This is a genomic window from Aestuariibaculum sp. YM273 (genome assembly GCF_030908365.1).
Lineage (GTDB): Bacteria > Bacteroidota > Bacteroidia > Flavobacteriales > Flavobacteriaceae > Aestuariibaculum > Aestuariibaculum marinum.
This window is the reverse complement of sequence record NZ_CP133090.1, coordinates 743,991-768,771: the sequence shown is the minus strand read 5'-3', so window position 1 is coordinate 768,771 and position 24,781 is coordinate 743,991. Positions and strand designations below refer to the sequence as shown.

18 protein-coding genes are annotated in these 24,781 nt (G+C 37.6%); all 18 read left to right on the top strand.

The window, feature by feature from the left end; genetic code table 11:
• Positions 1 to 5: 5 nt before the first annotated feature.
• Positions 6 to 2,723 (top strand): hypothetical protein, encoded by a 2,718-nt coding sequence (locus tag RBH94_RS03385; protein ID WP_307882363.1) that lies wholly within the window; start codon positions 6 to 8, stop codon positions 2,721 to 2,723.
• A gap of 72 nt (positions 2,724 to 2,795) precedes the next feature.
• Positions 2,796 to 6,305: a malectin domain-containing carbohydrate-binding protein gene (locus RBH94_RS03380; protein WP_307882362.1), complete on the top strand. Its 3,510-nt coding sequence runs from the start codon at positions 2,796 to 2,798 to the stop codon at positions 6,303 to 6,305.
• Between the two features lie 28 nt (positions 6,306 to 6,333).
• Positions 6,334 to 8,778, top strand: coding sequence for a sugar-binding domain-containing protein (locus tag RBH94_RS03375; RefSeq protein ID WP_307882361.1), 2,445 nt, complete (start codon positions 6,334 to 6,336; stop codon positions 8,776 to 8,778).
• Positions 8,779 to 8,793: 15 nt separating this feature from the next.
• Positions 8,794 to 9,672 (top strand): AraC family transcriptional regulator, encoded by an 879-nt coding sequence (locus RBH94_RS03370; protein WP_307882360.1) that lies wholly within the window; start codon positions 8,794 to 8,796, stop codon positions 9,670 to 9,672.
• Positions 9,673 to 9,812: 140 nt separating this feature from the next.
• The gene (locus RBH94_RS03365; RefSeq protein WP_307882359.1) at positions 9,813 to 11,477 is read left to right on the top strand and encodes a UxaA family hydrolase; all 1,665 of its coding nucleotides are present in this window, start codon (positions 9,813 to 9,815) and stop codon (positions 11,475 to 11,477) included.
• A gap of 35 nt (positions 11,478 to 11,512) precedes the next feature.
• The gene (locus RBH94_RS03360; protein WP_307882358.1) at positions 11,513 to 12,529 is read left to right on the top strand and encodes a zinc-binding alcohol dehydrogenase family protein; all 1,017 of its coding nucleotides are present in this window, start codon (positions 11,513 to 11,515) and stop codon (positions 12,527 to 12,529) included.
• Positions 12,530 to 12,559: 30 nt separating this feature from the next.
• A complete protein-coding gene (locus tag RBH94_RS03355; RefSeq protein WP_307882357.1) occupies positions 12,560 to 13,333 on the top strand; it encodes an SDR family NAD(P)-dependent oxidoreductase in 774 nt (257 codons plus the stop codon).
• Position 13,334: 1 nt separating this feature from the next.
• Positions 13,335 to 14,396 carry a glycoside hydrolase family protein gene (locus tag RBH94_RS03350; RefSeq protein ID WP_307882356.1) on the top strand — a complete coding sequence of 354 codons (1,062 nt, stop codon included), beginning with the start codon at positions 13,335 to 13,337 and terminating at the stop codon, positions 14,394 to 14,396.
• 42 nt (positions 14,397 to 14,438) lie between these two features.
• The gene (locus RBH94_RS03345; RefSeq protein WP_307882355.1) at positions 14,439 to 15,299 is read left to right on the top strand and encodes a fumarylacetoacetate hydrolase family protein; all 861 of its coding nucleotides are present in this window, start codon (positions 14,439 to 14,441) and stop codon (positions 15,297 to 15,299) included.
• Positions 15,296 to 16,123, top strand: a complete 828-nt coding sequence (locus RBH94_RS03340; protein WP_307882354.1) for an amidohydrolase — start codon at positions 15,296 to 15,298, stop codon at positions 16,121 to 16,123. Before RBH94_RS03345 ends, RBH94_RS03340 begins: the two co-directional genes overlap by 4 nt.
• 3 nt (positions 16,124 to 16,126) lie before the next feature.
• Entirely contained in the window at positions 16,127 to 16,918 is a 792-nt protein-coding gene (locus RBH94_RS03335; RefSeq protein ID WP_307882353.1) for an SDR family oxidoreductase, read from the top strand.
• 30 nt (positions 16,919 to 16,948) lie between these two features.
• On the top strand, positions 16,949 to 18,256 hold the full coding sequence (gene fucP / locus RBH94_RS03330; protein ID WP_307882352.1) for an L-fucose:H+ symporter permease: 1,308 nt from the start codon (positions 16,949 to 16,951) through the stop codon (positions 18,254 to 18,256).
• Between the two features lie 3 nt (positions 18,257 to 18,259).
• Complete coding sequence (locus tag RBH94_RS03325; protein ID WP_307882351.1) at positions 18,260 to 18,595, top strand: L-rhamnose mutarotase; 336 nt, start codon at positions 18,260 to 18,262, stop codon at positions 18,593 to 18,595.
• Positions 18,596 to 18,825: 230 nt separating this feature from the next.
• Complete coding sequence (locus tag RBH94_RS03320) at positions 18,826 to 20,865, top strand: transketolase (protein WP_307882350.1); 2,040 nt, start codon at positions 18,826 to 18,828, stop codon at positions 20,863 to 20,865.
• A gap of 17 nt (positions 20,866 to 20,882) precedes the next feature.
• Complete coding sequence (gene fsa, locus RBH94_RS03315) at positions 20,883 to 21,539, top strand: fructose-6-phosphate aldolase (protein ID WP_188223080.1); 657 nt, start codon at positions 20,883 to 20,885, stop codon at positions 21,537 to 21,539.
• A gap of 17 nt (positions 21,540 to 21,556) precedes the next feature.
• Positions 21,557 to 22,234 (top strand): NUDIX domain-containing protein, encoded by a 678-nt coding sequence (locus RBH94_RS03310; RefSeq protein ID WP_188223081.1) that lies wholly within the window; start codon positions 21,557 to 21,559, stop codon positions 22,232 to 22,234.
• 143 nt (positions 22,235 to 22,377) lie between these two features.
• A complete protein-coding gene (locus RBH94_RS03305) occupies positions 22,378 to 24,054 on the top strand; it encodes a ribulokinase (RefSeq protein ID WP_307882349.1) in 1,677 nt (558 codons plus the stop codon).
• A 1-nt stretch (position 24,055) separates the two neighbouring features.
• Complete coding sequence (locus tag RBH94_RS03300) at positions 24,056 to 24,763, top strand: L-ribulose-5-phosphate 4-epimerase (protein WP_307883132.1); 708 nt, start codon at positions 24,056 to 24,058, stop codon at positions 24,761 to 24,763.
• Positions 24,764 to 24,781: the final 18 nt, after the last annotated feature.

Sequence of the window (24,781 nt, the reverse complement as noted above, 5' to 3'; positions counted from 1 at the left end):
ATAAGATGAAGTATTTAAGTTTATGTTTTCTTTTGCTGATATTATCCTGTGCTAAAACCAAGCATGTGGTTATTGTTGGCGATTTAGAATCGTCTCGATTAGCCTTTGCTATCGATAAGCTTTCAGGCGTATTATTGGAGAATAATTACCATGTAACCGTTTCCGATAGATTACCCGAAAATAATACCGATAGAACCATTATTATTGGTGAAAAAGGAAGTGAGAACTGGAACTTAAATACTTCAGATTTAAATATTAATGATTCAAGTCTTACAGAAAAGGAAGGTTTTCAAATCACGTCTTTTGGGCAGGTAACTTACATTGAAGGCACCGATGCTTCTGGCGTGCTTTACGGAACGCTCGATTTGGTAGATCGTATTTCTGAGACCAAAGTATTACCGGATAGCATCAATAAAACAGATGCTCCGGAAATGGTATTGCGAGGTACTGTAATTGGCATTCAAAAACCGGAATACCTTCCGGGAAGAACCGTTTACGAATACCCGTATACCCCAGAAAATTTTCCTTGGTTTTACGATAAAGACCTTTGGATTGAGTATCTGGATATGATGGTCGATAACCGTTATAACTCGCTATACCTGTGGAATGGTCATCCGTTTGCGTCTTTAGTCAAGTTAGATGATTATCCATTTGCGGTTGAGGTTAGCGACGAAGATTTTAAAAAGAACGAAGAGATATTTAAATTCGTTACCGAAGAAGCCAATAAGCGTGGTATCTGGGTTATTCAAATGTTTTATAATATTCTGGTATCAAAACCATTTGCGGAGCATTACGGAATAAAAACACAGGAACGCTCGCGGCCTATCACTCCGCTTTTAGCCGATTATACCAGAAAATCGATAGCGGCTTTTATTGAAAAATACCCGAACGTTGGTTTACTAACTACCTTGGGTGAAGCCATGAACACCATTGATGACGATGTCGAATGGTTTACCAAAGTCATTATTCCAGGGGTTCAGGACGGTTTACAATCTATTGGAGAAACTAACGAGCCACCCATCATTCTTCGTGGTCATGATACCGATGCGCCTTTGGTTATGGAAAAGGCACTCCCGCTGTATAAGAATTTGTATACCATGAACAAATACAACGGCGAATCGCTGACGACTTATGAACCTCGCGGTCCATGGGCAGAAACCCACAGAAAGTTAAGCAAAGCGGGTTCAACGCATATTTCTAACGTACATATTTTAGCGAATTTAGAGCCTTTCCGATATGGCTCGCCAGACTTTATTCAGAAAAGTGTAAAGGCCATGCATAGTATTCATGGCGCCAATGCGCTGCACTTATTTCCGCAGACGTCGTATTGGGATTGGCAGTATGCACCCGACAATACCGAACCGCGTTTACTGGAAATGGAACGCGACTGGATTTGGTATAAAGCTTGGGGGCGTTATGCTTGGAATAGTCAACGAGATAGAACCGAAGAAATTAGTTTTTGGCAAGATCAGTTAAGTCAGAAATACGGTAAGGGTTCAGGAGAAGGGATTTTAAAAGCTTATGAGGAAGCTGGTGAAATTGCGCCTAAAACGTTACGCCGATTTGGAATTACTGAAGGTAACCGACAAACCTTATTATTGGGCATGTTCACAAGTCAGTTGGTGAATCCTTATAAATATCGTGTGTATCCCGGGTTTTATGAGTCTTGCGGACCTGTAGGTGAGATTTTATTGGAGTATGCTAAAAAAGAATGGGAAGGCGAGCCCCATGTTGGCGAAACACCGCTTCAAATCATCAACGAAATTGTCAATCATGGAAAAGCTGCTGTTGAAGGTATTGAACAGGCAACGCCTTATGTTACTCAAGATGTTACAGAATTCAATCGTTTAAAGAATGATATTTATTGTTATAATCTCTTTGCTGATTTCTTTTCCGAAAAGGTAAAAGCAGCCATGTTAGTGCTGCGTTATAGTTATTCGAATGACATTGAAGATTTAGACCAGGCCTTGCCAAATTTAGAAAAAAGTGTTGCTTATTATCAGGAGTTGGTTAACCACACAAAAGACACCTATTTATACGCCAATAGCATGCAAACCGAGTTGCGCCGTATTCCTATTAGAGGTAACGATGGTAAAAATAAAACCTGGGAAGAGTTATTACCACATTATCAAAAGGAGCTGGAGGTGTTTAAGCATAATATTGAAATGTTAAAGTCTGATAATAATGGTGAAATAATAAAAAACTTCAAGACGTTAGAGCCTGTAGAAGTTTCAATTTTTAATAAAGAAGCATCCCGTTTTTCGTTGAAAAAAGGACAAAAAGTTTACTCTGATAATGAAGCTGAAATAGCCGAAGTAGCAAAAGAATTAAGACATCTGACAGGTGTTCAATTCTCAGACAAAGAACAGCAGGAAAACGGCACCGTTTTACATTTTAAAACAGACAAAGCGGTAAAAATTTTGGTGGGGTATTTCAATACCAACAGTTTTACTGTTTTGGCACCGCCAACATTAGAAACCAATGCGCAAGCGAATAACAGGGGGCAAGCCGATATCAAGATTGCTAATGCTATGTTGGTTTCTGGTTTGTATCCGGTAAATATTTACAGTTATCGTTACGAGCCGGGCGAGCATAAGTTGGTGTTAGGAAAAGGACGGGTTTTAGTTTTAGGATTTATCGACGGAAACGAAAAAATCGTTATTCACGATGCCGGTATAACCAACAAGGAAGAAGGTAAAGCCATAGATTGGTTATTTTATTAACAAGACATGTCTTGTCACCCTGAACTAGTTTCAGGGGTTCTAAATTTATAATTTTATTAGAATCATTGTTTGATGAAAAAGTTACAATACATAGTTTTAGCAACCATTTTAATGTTCATGTCTTGTGGAAAAGAGGTGAAGGTTGATACTATTCGAAAAGAAATAAGTTTAAACGACAATTGGCATACGATCCATTTAGATAGCTTGCATCAACCGGAGGCCGATTTTGTGAATAACATAGCGGTAAATCAGGAGTGGAAATCTGTTTCAATACCTCACAACTGGGATCAGTATTATGGTTATCGTCGTATGAAACACGGTAATTTACACGGTACAGCCTGGTATTACAAGACTTTAAAATTAAATACTGAAGACGAGGGAAAACAACACTTTTTGTTTTTTGAAGGCGTAGGCTCGTATGCTACGGTTTGGGTCAATGGTAAAGAGGTGGGCGCACACAAAGGTGGAAGAACCACCTTTACTTTAGATATTACTGATGCTGTTGATTTTAATACTGAAAACAACATTGTAGTGAAAGCAGTGCATCCGGCATTTATTGCCGATTTGCCATGGGTTTGCGGTGGTTGTTCGGGCGAATGGGGCTTCTCTGAAGGCTCTCAGCCTATGGGAATCTTTAGACCCGTATCTCTAGTCATTACCGATAAATTACGTATTGAACCTTTTGGTGTTCATGTGTGGAATGATGCTTCAACAAACAAAGAAAACGCTTTACTTCATACCACTACAGAGGTTAAAAATTATAGCGATTCAGCAAAGCAAATTACTGTTGAAAATGTGCTTTTAGATGCTGACGGAAAACAGGTGGTTTCAGTGAAAACTGATGTGGAAAACGTTTCCGGTTTAAAAGAAATCAAACAAACCTTACCAGAGTTTTCAAACCCAAAATTATGGTCACTGGAAGATCCGTATTTGTATCAACTAGTGACTAAAGTTTACGAAAATGGTGATTTAAAGGATGCATTAACGACACCTTATGGAATCCGTTGGGTAAACTGGCCAATTAATCGTGAAGGTGATGATAATCGTTTCTTCTTAAATGATGAACCAATTTTTATTAACGGTACTTGTGAATACGAACACCTTATTGGTAGAAGTCATTCGTTTTCAGATAAAGATGTAAAAGCCAGAATAGGTCAAATTAAAGCCGCGGGGTATAATGCATTTCGCGAAGGTCATCAGCCACATAATTTAAGATATCAGGAGCATTTAGATGAAGAAGGTATTTTATTCTGGAGTCAGTTTTCAGCACATATTTGGTACGATACACCAGAGTTTAAAGCCAATTTTAAAACCTTATTGAAGGAATGGATTAAAGAACGCCGAAACAATCCTTCTGTGGTGATGTGGGGCTTACAAAACGAAAGTACTATTCCGAAGGATTTTGCAGAAGAATGTACGCAAATAATCCGAGAGTTAGATCCAACCGCAACGCAACGCTTAGTAACGACCTGCAACGGTGGGCAGGGAACAGATTGGAATGTGATTCAAAACTGGTCAGGGACCTACGGCGGCGATCCATATAACTACGGCGAAGAGATGACCGAACATTTACTAAACGGTGAATATGGAGCCTGGCGTTCGGCCGATTTACATACCGAAGGCGAGTTTAATCAAAAGGGTGAGTTAAGCGAAAATCGTTTTTCACAATTGATGGAAATTAAGGTGGCCGAAGCCGAATCGGTAAGTGATAAGATTGTTGGGCAGTACCATTGGTTATTATATTCTCACGAAAACCCGGGGCGTTCGCAAAATGGCGAAGGCTATCGCGATATCGATAAAGTTGGGCCAGTTAATTATAAGGGGATTTTTACCATTTGGGGTGAACCTTTAGATGCATTTTATATGTACCGCGCCAATTATGTGTCGAACAAGAAAGAACCTATGGTGTACATTGTATCGCATTCGTGGCCGACCCGTTGGAATGATGCCGGAACGAAAAATGGTATCGATATTTATTCAAATTGTGATGAAGTGGAGTTGTTTAATGATGTTGAAGGTGCGTCTTTAGGAAAACTAAAAAATCCGGGATTAGGTAAACATTTTCAGTTTAACAATGTTGATGTAAAATACAATGTACTGTACGCGATTGGTTATGTTGATGGACAACCTGTTGCCAAAGATTATATTGTGTTAAATAATTTACCGGAAGCGCCACATTTTGATGTTTTGGTGAGCGAAACAAACGATATTTTAAAACCAGCTGATGGTTTTAATTATTTATATCGCGTGAATAGCGGTGGAGCAGATTATACCGATACCTTTGGGAATACCTGGTTAGCCGATGTGCATAAAACCGATGAAAATTCCTGGGGATCCTTATCATGGACGGATAATTTTGAAAAACTTCCGGCGTATTATGCGAGTCAGCGTACCACTTACGACCCGATTGCAGGAACACAAGACTGGAAATTATTTCAGGATTTTAGATACGGAACGGATAAGTTACGTTACGAATTCCCTGTGCCAGATGGCGAATACCAGGTAGAATTGTATTTTAATGAGCCTTGGTACGGCACTGGAGGAGGTATGGATTGCGAAGATTGGCGTGTGTTTGATGTAGCAATCAATAATGATATTGTTGAAAAGAGTTTAGATATTTGGAAAGCTGTTGGACATGATACTGCTTTAAAGAAAGTCTATACAGCAAAAAGTGAAAATGGGAAGTTAGTGGTGTCCTTCCCGAATATAGCTTCCGGTCAGGCGGTAATTTCAGCGATTGCTATTGCTTCTAATGATTATAATGTAAATCCAGCTAAGGCCTCCGATAAGAATATTTTAAATATTTCAGCGAATACAGATGTTGAAGTATCAACCTGGCTAAATATTACCGATAAACAATATGTGGGTTCAGAAGTTAGTTTTACCAAATTGCCTTCCGAAGTTTATGGTGCTGATTATTTAAAATTCTCGATTTCAGAAGCTAATAAAACCGTTTCAGGAGAGTTTACCTTGAAGACCGATGCCACTGTTTATGCTTTTGTAAATTCAGAAATAAAACACTTTGAAGGTTATGAAGCATTGGAAGAAACTGCTGAAAATAGTTTAAATAAAACCTTCACCGTTTATAAACGCGTAGCTAAGAAAGGTGAACAAATTCAGTTTACAACTGAAAAAGGCTTGGCAACCATTGCAGTGGTTCCAACATATTCTATGGAAGAAAAAGACGATCGCTCGATTGTAAAACTAGAAGCAGAAACCGATGCAGAGATTACTGGTTCTGGAGTTGAAAAAGCTTTCTTTAAAAAAAGTGATTACGTCGGGTTTACCGAAAACACAAAAAACAGTATTACTTTTACAGTCACGCCGGGTGTTGCTAATATTTATTTGATGCGTTTCAGATATATGAATATGACCGACGGACCTTTAAAAGTGCGGTTAAAAATTGAAGATGCTAACGGCATTTTATTACGAAATGACGATATCGAATTCCCGGTTAGAAATGATAAGTGGAAAATTTTAAATACCACGTCTGGAGGGTATATCAATGCCGGAACCTATAAGATTCAGTTAGAATCAGAAAACATGAAAGGACTTCGAATCGAGTCGTTCGAATTTCAATAAAAGTGATTATTAATTACGAGTATAGATAATGAACAAGACATTAAACCAAACAAAAATCTTTAGCCTGTTGCTGTTAGTCAGCGTAATTTTTTCTTGTAGTAAAACAGAAGACGTTGTTGAAAAGGACGTGCGGATTGTTGAAGATTTTAATTTCAACTGGAATTTTAAATTAGGAGATTTTCCTGAGGCGATTAAACCTAATTTTCAGTTAACCGATTGGCGAACGCTTAACTTACCTCATGACTGGAGTATTGAAGGTGAGTTTAGTGAAGAACATCCAACAAAACCTGAAGGCGGTGCTTTACCTGCCGGAATAGGTTGGTATAGAAAAACTTTTAGTTTACCAGTAGACTGGAATGGTAAATCGGTTTCTGTGGAGTTTGATGGCGTGTACAGAAATAGTGAGGTTTGGATTAACGGGCATTACTTGGGTAAACGACCTTTTGGATATATTTCTTTTGCTTATAATCTGACCGATTATTTAAATTTTGGAACAAAGGAGAATGTGATTGCGGTTAAAGTAGATAATTCATTGCAGCCGAATTCACGTTGGTATACCGGATCTGGGATTTATAGAAATGTGCGTTTAGTGGCTACTGAAAATCTTTATGTCGACCACTGGGGAACGTATATAACCACGCCAAAAGTTATAAAAGATAAGGCAACGGTAGCTTTCGAAACAACGATTAAAAATGATAGCACAGCAAAACGTGTCTTTAAGTTAGTAAATACGATTTTAGATTCCGACAATCTGGAGGTTGTCGTTTCAGAAAAAATAGATACCATTCAGGCACATACATCGTATGTTACCAGACAACAAATGGAAGTTGTAAATCCTGTTTTGTGGAGTGTTGAAAACCCGTATTTGTACACTGTAAAAACCAAAATTTATGAAGGTGAAAACTTAGTGGATAATTACGAAACACCACTTGGTATTCGCTATTTCAGCTTCAATGCTAAAAAAGGGTTTTCATTAAACGGTGTGTCAACTAAAATTCATGGAGTTTGTCTGCACCACGATAACGGTGCTTTGGGTGCTGTGGCCAATAAACATGCTATAAAAAGAAAACTTCAAATCATGAAAGATATGGGAGTGAATGCCATTCGTGTGGCTCATAATCCGTCATCTTTAGAATTGTTGCAGTTGTGTGATGAAATGGGATTAATCGTTCAGGTAGAAGCTTTTGATGTGTGGAAAAAAAGAAAGGTTAAAAATGATTATAACCTGGAGTGGGATGAATGGCATAAACGAGATTTACAGGATTTAATCCGTCGAGATCGTAATAATCCTTCGGTAATGATGTGGAGTATTGGTAACGAAATTCGTGAGCAGTTTGATAGCACCGGAATTGCAATGACGAAAAATTTGGTAAAAATTGTAAAAAGTTTGGACCAAACCAGACCTGTAACCTGTGCCTTAACCGAGAATATTCCGGAGAAAAATTTCATTTATCAATCGGGGGCGTTAGACCTTTTAGGTTTTAATTACAAACATGAAGATTACGGAACTTTCCCTGAAAATTTTAAAGGGCAAAAAATTATTGCTTCCGAAAGCGTATCGGCTTTAGAAACCCGCGGACATTACGATGCCACATCTCCAGAAATTAAATTCTGGCCTCCGGCTCATAACGAATCGTTTGATGGTAACGACGATTATACAGTTTCGGCTTACGATAATGTAGCAGCGTACTGGGGAACAACCCACGAAGAAAACTGGAAAACCGTTAAGAAACTCGATTATATCGCAGGAACATTTATCTGGACAGGTTTCGATTATATCGGGGAACCAATACCGTATCCGTATCCGGCACGTAGCTCATATTTTGGTATTGTAGATTTAGCAGGTTTACCAAAAGATGTGTACTACATGTACCAAAGTGAGTGGAGTTATAAAAATGTATTACACGTTTTACCGCACTGGAACTGGAATGCTGGACAAGAAGTCGATGTCTGGGCATATTATAATAATGCTGATGAGGTGGAACTGTTTGTAAACGGAACATCGCAAGGTGTAAAGTCTAAACAAGATGAAGAGTTGCATGTGTCTTGGAAGGTGAACTACGAACCAGGAACCATTAAAGTGGTCTCTCGAAAAGCCGGACAAGTGGTTTTAGAGAAAGAAGTGCATACGGCAGGAGCTGCTTCGCAAATAGCTTTAGAGGCTGATAAAGCAGAGATTAAAAATGATAACTACGATTTAGTTTATGTGACAGTAAATGTGAATGATGATCAGGGGAATTTGGCTCCAAGAGCCAATAACCTCATTCAGTTTGAAGTTACAGGTGGTGGAAAAATAGTAGGTGTTGATAACGGTTATCAGGCGAGTTTAGAATCGTTTAAAGCTAAACAACGTAAAGCCTATAATGGTAAATGTGTTGTTATTATTCAATCTAATGGTAAAACTGAAAATATTCAAATGAAAGCCACTTCTGATGGTTTAAAGGAGGCAACCATTCAAATTGATGTAGAATAAAAATCAAATAAGGAAATGAAACTTCATTTAATCGATAGGAGTACACCACGTGATACATCGTTTACTGCTAAAGTGCATGAAGATTCTAATTTTTTAAAACTCTGGCATTACCATCCCGAGCTGGAACTGGTCGTTATTTTAAAAAGTGACGGCAACTGTTTTATTGGGGATGGTATTGAAAAGTTTGAGTCTGGCGATGTGTTTCTAATTGGTAAAAATACACCGCATATGTGGCTGAATCAGGAAGCGTATTTTGGAGATGATTCTGAACTGGTTGCTAAGTCTATTGCCATTCATTTTAAAAAGGATTTTTTAGGCGATTATTTCTTTGAAACACCAGAGATGCATCACTTATCGGAACTGTTTGATCGTGCTCGTTTTGGTGTTAAGTTTTTAAATCTAAAGAGTGAATTTTTAGAAACGGTCCAAACGATGTTAAGCCTGGACGGATTTCTTAAAACCATTGCCTTTTTAAATATTCTGAACACACTTTCAGGTCATAAAGATTATAAGTTATTGGCGAGTTCCGGGTATATGAAATCGTTTAAGGTTAAAACCAATAAGACGCTGGATAAGGTCTATGCGTATATCTTTAAGAATTTCAATAAGGATATCTCCCTAGATGCTGTGGCTAAGATTGCAAATATGAATGCTACAGCGTTTAGTAGATTGTTTAAACGCGTTAACGGGAAGCCGTTTTCACGTTATGTGTCCGAAATCCGTATTGGTTATGCTTGCAAGTTGTTATTGGAGGAGAAGGTGAATATTTCTGAGGTTTGTTATGAAGTAGGTTTCAATAACATTTCAAATTTTAATCGGCAGTTTAAAATAATAATGGGCTGTAATCCTTCAGAATACATAAAGCAACATTTTAATTCATATCAGGAGGGTTAACGATTTTTAAAAGTATGTTTATTGCTGTTTAAATCAATATAGTGAAGTTTTAAGCAAAAATAGTATCATGTTTAGTCATGATTTAGGAAGATTTGATGATTTAATATTTATAGTATTGCAATTATTAATCTTATTTTTAAATGATAGGAAATAGACAAGAAATACTAAAAATACATTCGAAAGATAATGTACTGGTAGCCTTAACCGATTTGGTTAAGGGCACTGAGCTTTCGTTTGAAAATCAAACATACATTTTGGCAGATAATATTCCTGCCAAACACAAATTTGCAACCAAAAATTTTAACGTTGGTGCCCCGATTTATATGTACGGGGTTTTAGTAGGAAGAGCTAAAAAAGAGATAGCAAAAGGCGGACTGATTACTACTGAAAATTTAGAGCATGATACCGAGCATTACACCGCCGATCATGTAATAGAAAAAATACAGTGGCAAGCACCGGATATTTCAAAATTTAAGGATAAAACCTTTTTAGGATACCACAGAACTAATGGAACCGTTGGAACTGAGAATAACTGGTTAATTATTCCTATGGTGTTTTGCCAGAACAGAAATGTTGAAGTATTAAAAAATGCCTTAGTTGATAAGTTAGGTTTTGGGAAACAGCAGCATTTAGGTTTAAATGTCGATACGCTAATTGAAACGTATAAATCAGGCGGTTCAGCCGAAGCTATTTTAGAACAAGATATTTTAAAGGAAGCTGACGATGTTTATAAAAATCCGTTATTCCCAAATGTAGATGGTATTCGCTTTTTAACCCACGATGGAGGTTGCGGCGGTTCAACGTCTGATGCTATTGCTTTATGTCATCTGTTAGCAGGATATATTAATAACCCTAATGTGGCAGGCGCTACGGTATTAAGTTTAGGTTGTCAGCATGCACAGTCCAAAATTTTGCAGGATGCTTTAAATAAAATGGCGCCAAATAACGACAAGCAGGTTTACTTTTTAGAGCAGCAACATATGAATTCTGAAAAGGAATTATTGGCTGAAGCCGTAAAGAAAACTTTTGTAGGTTTAATGGAGGCGAATAAAGTGGAGCGTCAACCAGCGACATTAGATAAATTGGTAATTGGGTTAGAATGTGGAGGCTCTGATGGGTTTTCAGGTATTTCAGCGAATCCTGTTTTAGGTTATGTGTCCGATTTATTAGTTGGTTTGGGAGGTTCGACAGTATTAGCAGAGTTTCCGGAGTTGAATGGTGTAGAGCAGGAATTAATTAACCGTTGTCAGTCGAAGGAGAAAGCCGATAAGTTTTCTGATATCATGGCGGTTTATAATGAAAAAGCAACCTTGTTGGGCGGCGGGTTTTCGGCAAACCCTTCACCAGGAAATATAAAAGACGGATTAATAACCGACGCGATAAAGTCGGCAGGTGCAGCTAAAAAAGGAGGAACATCACCAGTGGAAGACGTTTTAGATTATACCGAACAAGTGGTGAAACCTGGACTAAATTTATTATGTACTCCCGGTAACGATGTAGAATCGACTACTGGTTTAGCAGGTTCAGGAACGAATATTATTTTGTTTACTACAGGATTGGGAACGCCAACAGGAAACCCAATTACACCGGTGATTAAAGTGTCGTCAAATACAAAATTATTCAACAGAATGAATGATATCATCGATTTTAATACCGGAGGTGTTATTGATGGTGAAGCAACTATTGAAGAAACAGGAGAACAATTACTGGACTTTTTAATTAAAGTAGCAAGTGGAAAGCAGGTAAAAGCAAGAACATTAGAGCAGAATGATTTCATCCCTTGGAAACGGGGCATGTCGTTATAGAGATAGAGAATTAGTATAATTTAGTACTTAGAATAATGAAATATATAGTTTGCGAAGAACCAACAAAATTCGCATTAAAAGAAAAAGAGCAGCCGGTTCGCGAAGCGAATCAAGCGTTAATTAAAATCCACCGCGTTGGAATTTGCGGTACCGATTTACATGCCTATTCAGGTAATCAGGCGTTTTTTACTTATCCAAGAATTTTGGGGCATGAGTTAGCAGCCGAAGTTTTAGAGGTTGGAGAAAACGAGCAGAATTTAAAAGTAGGTGATAAGGTTATCGTTATGCCTTACGTAAGCTGTGGCGAGTGTATTGCCTGTAGAAAGGGAAAAACAAACTGTTGTAGTAATATTAAGGTTTTAGGTGTTCACGCCGATGGCGGAATGCAGGAAGCTGTAGCGGTCAGAACCGATTTATTAATTCCAGCTAACACCTTATCTTACGAAGCAATGGCTATTGTAGAACCTTTAGCTATTGGAGCACATGCCATTCGAAGAGCTGATGTTGAAGCTGGTGAATTTATTGTGGTTGTTGGTTGTGGGCCTATTGGAATTGGTTTAATGAAACTGGCACAGATTAAAGGAGCTGAAGTCATCGCTATCGATGTAGACGAGTCGCGTTTAGCGTTTGTGAAGAATGAAATTGGCGTAAAACACGTGGTTAAAGTTTCAGAAACAGCAGCTGAAGAAGTGTCAAAAATAACCAATGGCGATTTAGCTACTGCGGTTTTCGATTGTACAGGAAATAAGCGCGCACTTGAAGGTGGTATTGCTTACATGTCTCATGGCGGACGTTATGTGTTAGTAGGACTTTCAAAAGGCGATTTGGTGTTTAGTCACCCGGGAATTCACGCTAAAGAATCGACGATTATGTGTAGTAGAAATGCGACTTTAGAAGATTTTCAATTTGTTATTGATAGCCTGCCAGAGTTCCCAACCGATAAATTTGTAACCCATCAGGTACCTTATACAGAAATGATTGCTAACTTCGATTCTTGGTTAGATCCGAAAAACGGAGTTATCAAGGCTATGGTTAATTTTAGTGAAGAGTAAATTCGTAATCCTGAGAAAAACATAAAACAGATGAAATTTAGTTTAAAAAACAAAACAGCTATTGTTACCGGAGGCGGAAGCGGGATAGGTAAAGCTATTTCTAAAACATTAGCCGGACAGGGCGCGTACGTTCATATTCTAGAATTGAATATTGATAATGCTGAAGTTACAAAATCTGAGATCGAATCAGACGGCGGTGAGGCTGAAGTGCACCAATGTAATGTGGTTAACCAAGCTGAAGTCGTAGAAGTAGTTAATAAAATATCTGAAGAAAGCGGAATTGATATTTTAATCAATAACGCCGGAATCGCACATATTGGTAATGTAGAAAATACACCAGAAGCCGATTTAGATCGCGTGTATAGTGTGAATGTAAAAGGTGTTTATAACTGTATTTTTGCATCGGTTCCTCACATGAAAGCTAAAGGTGGTGTGATTATTAATATGGCATCAATTGCATCGTCTGTTGGACTTAATGATCGTTTTGCTTATTCCATGTCTAAAGGAGCTGCATTAACTATGACGTATTCGGTAGCTAAAGATTATATTAACGATGGTATTCGTTGTAATTGTATTTCTCCCGCACGTGTGCATACACCTTTTGTAGACGGATTCCTAAAAAATAATTATCCAGGAAAAGAGGCTGAAATGTTTGAGAAATTATCACAAACACAACCAATCGGACGTATGGGTAAACCTCAGGAAATTGCTGATTTAGCACTGTTTTTATGTTCAGATGAAGCGTCTTTCATTACAGGAACAGATTTTCCTATAGATGGTGGGTTTATAAAATTAAACGGATAAGATGCTTAAACAGATTCGTCCTTTTATCATTGTAATAGTTGCTTTTGCTTACACGTTGATAGGTGCACAAAACATCTCAGACGATTTAAGTTTAACAGACTATTTAAAACCCATTACAGCTGATAATGTTTTTAAAACTGAAGGCTACTATAATTGGGGGACATCCATTTTAAAAGGGGACGATGGTAAGTATCATATGTTTTATTCCCGTTGGAAAAAGGACTACGGATTTTATGGATGGCTAACCCATTCTGAAATAGCACATGCCGTTTCAGACAACCCTGCAGGACCATGGGCTTATGTGGAAACAGCTTTACAGGGGCCTCGCGAGAATCGATGGGATGCGATTACAGCACACAACCCTAAAATTAAATATTTTAACGGGAAATATTATCTGTATTATGTGGGAACTAATTTAGGAGACAAAACATTTACGGAAGAGGAATTGATAGAAACGGCGCATACAGGTTACAGTCACCCTAACTGGAAAATATTAAGACCCAATCAGCGTGTGGGTGTTGCAGTGTCAAATTCTGTTAATGGTCCATGGAAACGTTTCGATAAACCATTAATAGAACCATCAGGACCTATAACAACCCTAACGGTAAATCCGGCGATAACTAAGGGAAAGGATGATAATTATTATTTGATTGTTAAAGGCGATAAGCCTAACGAAAAGCGTTTTATTAGAAACCAGGCTATGGCTATTTCTAAATCACCTACAGGACCTTTTGAAATTCAGGAAAAACCTGTTATCGATTATATTGATACCGAAGATATGTCTATGTGGTATGATGAAATTAGAGACCGCTTCTATGGAGTTTTTCATGCTGAAGGTTTTATAGGGATGGTAACCTCGGCAGATGGAATTCATTGGGAGAAAGCAATAAATTATGAGCTGATGGCAAAAAAAGTAAAACAGGCAGATGGCTCCTTATTAATTCCGGGACGATTAGAACGACCATTTATTTATCAGGAAAACGGTAGTCCTAAAGTTTTAGGGTTAGCTGTAAAACAAGGCGATGAATCTTTTAGTATTTTTATACCGATAGATGAGATTTAAAAAAAATATTTAAAAAGTAAAAGAACTAATAAACTATAAAAGATGAAATTAATACGATTTGGAGAAGCTGGTAATGAAAAACCAGGAGTTCAATTACCAGACGGAACAAAAATAGATGTATCAGCTTTCGCTGAAGATTATACAGAACGTTTTTTTGAAACTAACGGATTAGAACGTTTAGAGGAATGGTTAAAAATTAATCAGTCAAATTGTGAAGTAGTTGGAGATGATGTTAGATTAGGATCTCCAATCTGCCGTCCTTCAAAGTTAGTTTGTATCGGGTTAAATTACGCAAAACACGCGGCTGAAGCAGGTATGAAGATTCCAAATGAGCCTGTATTATTCTTTAAATCAACAACAGCTATTGTTGGTCCTAATGATGATGTTATCATTCCAAAAGGAAGTGAAAAATCTGACTGGGAAGTGGAGTTAGCTGTGGTTATAGGTAAAAAAGCCTCTTATATTTCTCAAGACGAAGTTATGGATCATGTTGCCGGTTATGTATTGCATAACGATGTGAGTGAGCGAGCTTTCCAGATTGAAAAAGAAGGGCAATGGTGTAAAGGAAAAGGTTGTGATACATTCGCACCTCTAGGTCCATTCATGGCAACGAAAGACGAAATTGAAGATCCGAATAACTTACATTTATGGTTAAAGTTAAACGGAGAAATGATGCAGGATAGTTCCACTTCAGATTTCATTTTCAACATTCAGGAATCGATTAGCTATATCAGTCAGTTTATGACCTTATTACCTGGAGATGTCATTTCAACAGGAACACCATTTGGTGTAGGCTTAGGGTTAACACCTCCAGTATACTTAAAGCCTGGTGATGTTATGGAGTTAGGTATTGAAGGTTTAGGCCTGTCTAAACAAAACGTTATCGCTTACCCAGGAAAATGATAATAGATAGTCATCAACATTTTTGGAAATACGAGCCCGTAAAACATGCATGGATTGATGATAACATGGCTGTAATTCGCAAGGACTTTATGCCTTCCGATTTACAGTCTGTTTATCAGGACAATGGTGTTGATGGGTGTGTAGCGGTTCAGGCCGATCAAACCCTTGAAGAAACCGATTTTCTTTTACAACTTGCCCAAGACAATAACTTCATTAAAGGTGTTGTAGGTTGGGTAGATTTAAGAGCTGATAATTTAGAAGCGACACTAGAAAAATATAGTGAAGCTGATAAATTGAAAGGCTTTAGGCACGTGGTTCAGGGCGAGCCCGATCATAACTTTTTGTTACGCCCTAATTTCTTACGAGGTATCGAAGTGTTAGAGAAAAACAATTACACCTACGATATTTTAATTTTTCCTCATCAATTAGGTGCTGCTTTAGAGTTTGTAAAGCGTTTTCCTAATATGAATTTTGTAATTGATCATATTGCGAAACCTTATGTTAAAGATGGTTTTTACGAAGGCTGGGCGGTTTTAATGAAGGAAATAGCAAAGTACGACAATGTATATTGTAAGCTTTCTGGAATGATTACGGAAGCCGATTATAATACCTGGACACCGGAGCAAATTCACCCGTATATGGAATTGGTGTTAGAAGCTTTTGGTTCTAATCGCATTATGTTTGGTTCCGACTGGCCAGTGTGTCTGGTCGCAGGAAACTATGCGAAAGTAAAAGAATTAACAACGAATTTTATTTCTACATTAAGCGCCGAAGAGCAACAGCAAATTATGGGGGCTAATGCGATGAAATTTTATAAACTATAAGATATGGATTTACATTTAAAAGATAAAGTAGTTGTGGTAACTGGTGCTGCCGGAATTAAAGGGAGCATTGGAGAAACAATTGTTCAGCGTTTAGCTGATGAAGGCGCTATTCCTGTGATTGTTTGTAGAAACGATCGTGGTTTTGGTTATGAAAAGGAATTACAGGAAAAAGGAGTTGATTCTATTTTTATAAAAACCGATTTAACCGATCCTGTTCAAATTGAAGCGGCGGTAAAAACCATTGCTGAAAAGTATGGTCGTATTGATGCTTTAATTAACAACGTGGGTGTCAATGATGGGGCAGGTTTAGATGCCTCAATCGACGATTTTATGTGGTCGCTTAAATTGAATTTAGTAAGCTTTTTTGCGATGACTAAGTATTGCTTGCCATACATTAAAGCTTCAAAGGGAAATATACTAAATATAGGTTCTAAAGTTGGTATGACGGGTCAAGGCGGAACATCAGGTTACGCGGCTTCAAAAGGAGGTGTACTTGGTTTAACGCGCGAGTGGGCTGTCGATTTAATTAAAGAAGGTATTCGTGTAAATGCGATTATAATAGCCGAAAGTTGGACTCCAGCTTACGATAATTGGATTAAGACATTAGAAAATGGCGAGGAAAAATTAGAGTCTATCGTTAAAAAGATTCCTCTAGAAAACCGTATGACAACCCCAGAAGAAATTGCAGATACTTGTTTGTTTACTATTTCAGACAGATCTTCACACACCACAGGGCAATTCATTTTTGTTGATGGTGGTTATGTTCACTTAGACCGATCGTTGTTAACCGAATAATTAAAATTCAACAAACCTAAATAAGACATTATGGCTAAAGTACCAGTGGTAGCGAAATCCGTTATCGTTCCTTTTATATTAATTACTTCATTATTTGCCCTTTGGGGATTTGCAAACGATATTACAAATCCTATGGTTTCTGCATTTAAAAAAGTGTTAGAACTCGATAATTTTCAGGCTTCGCTGGTGCAAATGGCATTTTATGGCGGGTACTTTACTATGGCACTTCCTGCAGCTATTTTCGTAAATAAATATTCGTATAAAAAAGGTGTTTTATTAGGATTGGCATTGTATGCTATTGGGGCTTTATTGTTTTATCCGGCTGCGGCTTTTGAAGCATTTGGATTCTTTTTAGCTGCTTTATATATTTTAACTTTCGGATTAGCTTTTTTAGAAACTACAGCGAACCCATACATTCTGTCTATGGGGGATGAAGCCACTGCAACACAACGATTAAATCTGGCTCAGGCCTTTAATCCTATGGGAGCTTTAGGCGGATTAATAGTGGCTCAAAAGTTTATTTTAGGGTCTTTGCAATCTGATGATTTAAATGCCGATGGAACTTCGGTATTTGAAACTTTGGATGAAGCGGCAAAGTCGGTAATTAGAACTGCCGATTTGCAGGTGATTCGTAATCCGTATGTATTATTAGGTGTTGTTGTTATTGGGTTCTTTATTTTAATAGCAATGATGAAAATGCCACAAAACCAAGAGCAGGAAACAAAAGTGTCAGTTATAGGTTCTATAAAACGTTTATTTTCGTCTAAGAAATTTGTTTGGGGAGTTGTTGCTCAGGCATTTTATGTAGGTGCACAAATTATGTGTTGGACCTATTTGTACCAATATGCAGAGTCTATCGGTATCGATAATCAATCAGCAGTAACTTACGGAATAAGTGCCTTGGTTATCTTTTTATCTGGTAGATGGGTTGGTACGGCTCTTCTGAAATATATTAATAGCGGTAGACTATTGTTTTACTTTTCTATTGGTGCGTTAATTTGTACGCTAACTACCATTTTCGTTCCAGGTATGGTTGGGCTTTACGCTTTAGTTGGTATTTCGTTTTTTATGTCTATTATGTTTCCAACCATTTATGGTATTGCACTTGAAGGACAAGGTGAAGACGCTAAATTTGGTGCAGCGTTTTTAGTTATGGCCATTGTTGGAGGGGCATTAATGCCAACTTTACAGGGCTTAATTTTAGATATGGGTGGCGTGGGTTACACCGATATTAAAATTTTAGGCGTACCAGAAGTTAATTTTTCGTTCATTTTACCGGCTTCATGTTTTCTTATTATTGGGTATTATGGGGTTATGGTTTACAAAAAGAATTTTTAAAAGATGAAAACAAAACGATACGCTTTGGCCTGCGACCTTAAAGATAGTCCTGAATTAATTGCCGAATACATAGAACTTCACAAAAATGTTTGGCCTGAGATTATAGAAAGTATTAAGGCAGCGGGTATAGAAGACATGGAAATCTATAATATTGGAAATAGATTATTCATGATTATGGAAGTGAACAATGAGTTTTCTTTCGATAAGAAGGCTGAAATGGATACAAATAACCCTAAAGTTCAGGAATGGGAAAATTTTATGTGGAAGTTTCAACAAGAGTTACCAATGGCTAAATCTGGAGAAAAATGGATGCTTCTAGATAGTATTTTCAAGCTTTAGCAGATTCCTTTATTTAATAACTTTCAAACAAAAATTTAGTTTTTTTAAAAACTAGTCAAAAATTTACAAGTGTTTTTTGTACACTTATAAATAAATGTTATATATTTGTGAATATCAAATTCTAATGCGTTTAAAATAGGCATTAGGTAAAATGTTTTTTTATTTTTGCACAATTATTTTAAATGCGTTCAACAAACTAAGACGTTGACTATTAAATTAACTAAATTAAAATGAACAAAAAATTAGATCAGCAGGCAGCAGATAATATCAGAGCATTGGCTGTAGCGATGGTAGAAAAGGCAAATTCAGGACACCCTGGAGGACCAATGGGAGGTGCAGATTTTATGCACATCCTTTATTCAGAGTTCTTTAACTTCGATCCAACCGACATGGAGTGGCCGTTTAGAGACCGCTTTTTCATGGATGCAGGGCACTTATCTACATTAATGTACGCTCAGTATTATCTTTTAGGGAATTATGAAAAGGATGATGTAGCTAATTTTAGACAATGGGGTTCTATCACTCCAGGTCACCCAGAGGTAGATGTTAAAAGAGGTATTGAAAATACGTCTGGACCACTAGGTCAGGGACATACTATGGGAGTTGGAGCTGCAATCGCTGCTAAATTTTTACAGGCACGATTTGGAGACTGGATGAACCACAAAATCTACGGATTTATTTCAGATGGTGGTATTCAGGAAGAGATTTCTCAAGGTGCTGGTCGTATTGCAGGTCACTTAGGATTAAGTAACTTCATTATGTTCTTCGATTCTAACGATATTCAGTTATCAACATCTACTGATGAGGTTACAACTGAAGATACTGCAATGAAATATGAAGCTTGGGGATGGAAAGTTGTAACAATCGACGGTCATAACCACGACGAAATTCGTAAAGCATTACAAGATGCTAACGCTGAAACTGAAAAACCAACCTTAATTATCGGTAAAACGATTATGGGTAAAGGTTGTGTAGCTGCCGATGGTAGTATGTTTGAAGGGCACTGTGAATTACACGGTCAGCCAATCGGACACACTGGTGCAGATTACGCTAAAACTATGGAAAACTTAGGTGCAGATACTGAAAATCCGTTTGATATTTATCCGGAAGTTGAAGCATTCTACAAAGATATTCTTGCTCAAAAAACAGCTCAGGCTGCAGAGAAAAAAGCTGAAATCGAGGCTTGGAAATCTGCAAACCCTGCATTAGCTGAAAAATTAGATTTCTTCTTATCTGGTCAGTTACCAGAATTAGATTTCTCTGCAATAGAGCAAAAAGCAGGAGTTGCAACTAGAGCAGCTTCATCTGCAGTTTTAGGTTACTTAGCTGAAAACGTTGAAAACATGATCGTGTCTTCTGCCGATTTATCAAATTCAGATAAAACAGATGGTTTCTTAAAGAAATCTCACGCACTTAAAAAAGGAGATTTCTCTGGTGGATTCTTACAAGCGGGTGTTGCCGAGTTAACTATGGCGTCTATCGCTAACGGTATCGCATTACACGGAGGTATTATTCCTGTGGTGGCTACCTTCTTCGTATTCTCAGATTACATGAAGCCAGCCATTCGTTTAAGTGGTATTCAGGAATTACCGGTTAAGTATGTTTGGACGCACGATGCTTTCCGTGTAGGAGAAGATGGGCCAACACACCAACCAATCGAGCAGGAAGCTCAGATTCGTTTATTAGAAAAGCTTAAAAACCACAGTGGAAAACCAAGTTTCCTTGCGTTACGTCCTGCTGATGCTGCTGAGACCTCGGTAGCTTGGAAAATGGCTTTAGAAAATACATCAACACCTTCAGGTTTAATCTTATCGAGACAAAATATTAAAGATGTTCCTGCACAAGGTTCAAGATATAACGAAGCTTTAGCTGCCGAAAAAGGTGGTTATTTAGTGAAAGAAGTTGAAAATCCAGACGTAGTATTAATCGCTAACGGATCGGAAGTATCAACTTTAGTAGCTGCTGCCGAGATCTTAGAAAACGAAAACGGATTAAAAGTGAATATTGCTTCAGTAATTTCAGAAGGTGTATTCAGACTTCAGTCTAAAGAATACCAAAACAGTGTGATTCCTGCAGGTAAACCATTATTTGGTTTAACAGCTGGATTGCCAGTAAACTTAGAAGGTTTAGTTGGTGATGCTGGTAAAGTATTCGGATTAGATCACTTCGGATATTCTGCGCCAGCAGGTGTTCTTGATGAGAAATTCGGATTTACTGGTCCACAGGTAAGCCAGCAGGTTTTAGAGTATTTAAAAGCATATAACAACTAATAAAAATAGGATATAAAATGAAGTTTTTTATTGATACAGCAAACCTAGACGAAATTGCAGAAGCACAGGCGTTGGGGGTATTAGATGGTGTAACTACAAACCCATCTTTAATGGCGAAGGAAGGAATTACTGGTGAGGCAAATATTTTAGCACACTACCAAAAGATATGTGATATCGTTGAAGGTGATGTTAGTGCCGAGGTAATTTCAACAGATTTTGAAGGTATGGTAAAAGAAGGAGAGGCTTTAGCTGCACTTCACCCACAAATCGTGGTTAAATTACCTTTAATTGCTGATGGTATTAAAGCATGTAAATATTTTTCAGATAAAGGCATCAGAACAAACGTAACATTAGTATTCTCTGCTGGACAAGCATTATTAGCAGCTAAGGCGGGAGCAACTTATGTATCTCCGTTCTTAGGGCGTTTAGATGATATCTCTACTGATGGATTAAACCTAATCGCTGAAATCAGACAGATTTACGATAACTACGGTTTCGAAACACAAATCTTAGCGGCGTCAATCCGTCACACAATGCACGTTATCGACTGTGCTAAAATTGGTAGTGATGTGATGACAGGACCTTTATCGTCAATTACTGGATTATTAAAACATCCTTTAACAGATATCGGTTTAGCGAAGTTCTTAGCTGATTACAAAAAAGGAAACCAATAACAGTAGACTAATTTGTTGTGAATAAGAAATTGGAACAAAAACAACAAATTAAGCTAGCTGTAGATTGTATCATTTTCGGGTTCAATAATAACAGGCTAGAGTTACTTCTGGTACATCGTGGTTTTGAACCCGAAAAAGGTAAATGGTCTTTAATTGGTGGTTTTGTTGGTAACGACGAAGATATCGACGATGCTGCAAATCGTGTTCTGTATGATTTATCTGGATTAGAGAATATATATATGGAACAGGTAAGAACCTTTGGTAAGGCCGATAGGGATTCTTCAGGGCGTGTAGTTTCTACTACCTATAGTGCAATGATTCTAAAATCAGAGTATAATGAGGAACGTGTAGGTAAATACGATGCCAAATGGTTCCCTATTGAAGATTTGCCAGAACTTATTTTCGATCACAGCGAAATGGTAGGATCCGCAATTCGACGTTTAAGACGTCGTGTTAGAAATTTCCCGATAGCGTTTAATTTATTACCAGCTAAGTTTACTTTACCGCAATTACAAATGTTGTATGAAGGTATTTTAAGCGAGTCTCTTGATAAACGAAACTTCAGAAGGAAAGTATCACAGATGAATTACTTAGTTAGATTGGAAGAAAAAGACATGTCTGAATCCAGAAAAGGTGCCTATTTCTATAGATTTGACGAAGAACTTTATAACAAAGAATTGAATTTCAATTTATAACACAAGAAAAAAATAACTTTTTTAAAGTTATTTTTTTTGGCTAAATTTTTAAAAGTGTGTGTGTTACACTTTTAAAATAAATGTTATATTGCAATGTTCTTTCTTTAAAAAAGAATAAAAACTAAAATTGTTATATTCATATTATGAATAATGTAAAATACACCATAGGAATGGACTTCGGGTCAGATTCGGTTAGAGCGTTAATTGTTAACACCGCTACCGGAGAAGAATTGGCTACTGCTGTTCATTATTATGCGCGATGGAAAAAAGGGAAATATTGCGTTCCATCGGAAAGTCAATTTAGACAACACCCTTTAGATTATGTTGAAGGTATAGAGGCTACCATTACATCGGTAGTATCTCAGGTTAGTGAAGAAGTTGTTAGTAACATTGTAGGGATTGGAGTAGATACTACAGGGTCTACGCCGGTAGCTGTTGATAAAACAGGAACACCATTAGCATTGTTAGAAGGTTTCAAGGAAAATCCAAATGCGATGTTCGTTCTTTGGAAAGATCATACAGGAATTAAAGAAGCAGACGAAATTAATGCCCTTTGTGCAAAGTGGGATATTGATTACTCTAAGTACGAAGGAGGAATTTATTCTTCAGAGTGGTTCTGGTCTAAAATATTACACGTTTCAAGAGCCGATAAAGCCGTTCACGAAGCAGCCTACTCATGGGTAGAACACTGCGACTGGGTGCCGTTTTTATTAACCGGAGGAAACGATATTACTCAAATGAAACGTAGCCGTTGTGCTGCTGGTCATAAAGCATTATGGCATGAGTCTTTTGGTGGATTGCCTCCAAATGATTTCTTTGTGGCTTTAGATCCCGTTTTAGATGGATTAACCAATAGATTATTCAAAGAAACATACACCTCTGATGTGTCAGTTGGAACACTTTCAGAGGAATGGGCAACACGTTTAGGTTTACCTGCAAATGTTGAAGTTGCTGTTGGTGCTTTCGATTGTCATATGGGAGCAGTTGGGGTTAATATTGAGCCTTACCACTTAACAAAAGTGATGGGGACTTCAACCTGTGATATCGTGGTGACGCCAATGCAAGAAGAAGAGCATTTAGTAAAAGGTATTTGCGGACAAGTAAATGGTTCTGTAATTCCTGGTATGTTAGGCCTTGAAGCTGGTCAGTCAGCTTTTGGAGATATTTATGCATGGTACGAGCGTTTAATTGGATGGCCAATTAAAGAACTTATCGGCGGAACGAATTTAATTTCAGAAGAGGTTAAATCACAATTAGTGGAAGAAGCTTTAGGGAATATTTTACCAAAACTAAGTGAAGCTGCGGCTAAAGAACCAATTGGTGCTTCTGGGGAGTTAGCTTTAGACTGGATGAATGGTAGAAGAACACCAGATGCGAATCAGAATTTAAAAGGTGTCATTTCAGGAATTAATTTGGGAAGTACATCTCCAAAAGTATTCAGAGCATTAGTAGAAGCATCTTGTTTCGGAGCTAAAAAAATCGCTGATCGTTTTGTTGAAGAAGGTATCGCTATCAATGGCGTTATTGCCATTGGAGGAATTTCTAAAAAATCAGATTTAGTGATGCAAATTATGGCCGATGTTTTAGATGCGCCAATTAAAGTGGCTAAATCTGAGCAGGCTTGCGCTTTAGGGGCTTCAGTATTTGGAGCTGTTGCAGCAGGAGTTCACGCCAATACGGAAGTAGCTATGGATGCTATGGCAAGTCCGTTTGAAAAAGTATATGAGCCAATCAAAGATAATGTAGAGGCTTATAAAAAAGTATATAACGACTATAGTGAACTTTGTGTTGCTATGGAAGATCACATTATGAAAAAATAAGATTATGAGTAGTTATAAATCATTAAAAGAAGAAGCTTACGAAGCAAATATGCAATTGCCTGAGTTAGGTCTGGTATTGTTTACTTTTGGTAATGCAAGTGCTGTAGATCGCGATAAAGGGGTGTTTGCTATTAAGCCAAGTGGTGTGCCATATTCAGAATTAAAACCTGAAGATATGGTTATTTGTGATTTCGATGCTAAGATTGTAGAAGGGTCTATGCGTCCGTCATCAGATACAAAAACACATGCGGTTTTATATAAAGAGTGGGATAAAGTTGGAGGTGTTGTTCATACGCATTCAACTTACGGTACAGCTTGGGCGCAAGCCATAAAGGATATTCCAATTTTTGGAACCACTCATGCCGATCATCTAATTTCTGATATTCCTTGTGCTCCGCCAATGAAAGATGAGTATATTGCGGGTGATTATGAGCACATGACCGGGTATCAAATAATAGATTGTATTAACGAACGTAAATTAGATTACAACGAAGTAGGAATGATATTAGTTGGAAATCACGCGCCGTTTACTTGGGGAGCTACAGCTGCGAAAGCAGTGTATAATAGTGCCGTTTGTGAGGAAGTAGCCAGAATGGCCTACTTGACCTTACAAATTAACCCAAATGCAGCTATTTTAAAAGATGCCTTAAAGAAAAAGCATTTTGAACGTAAACACGGAAAAGATGCTTATTATGGTCAAGGGTGCTAATGGCAGTAATAATTTCTA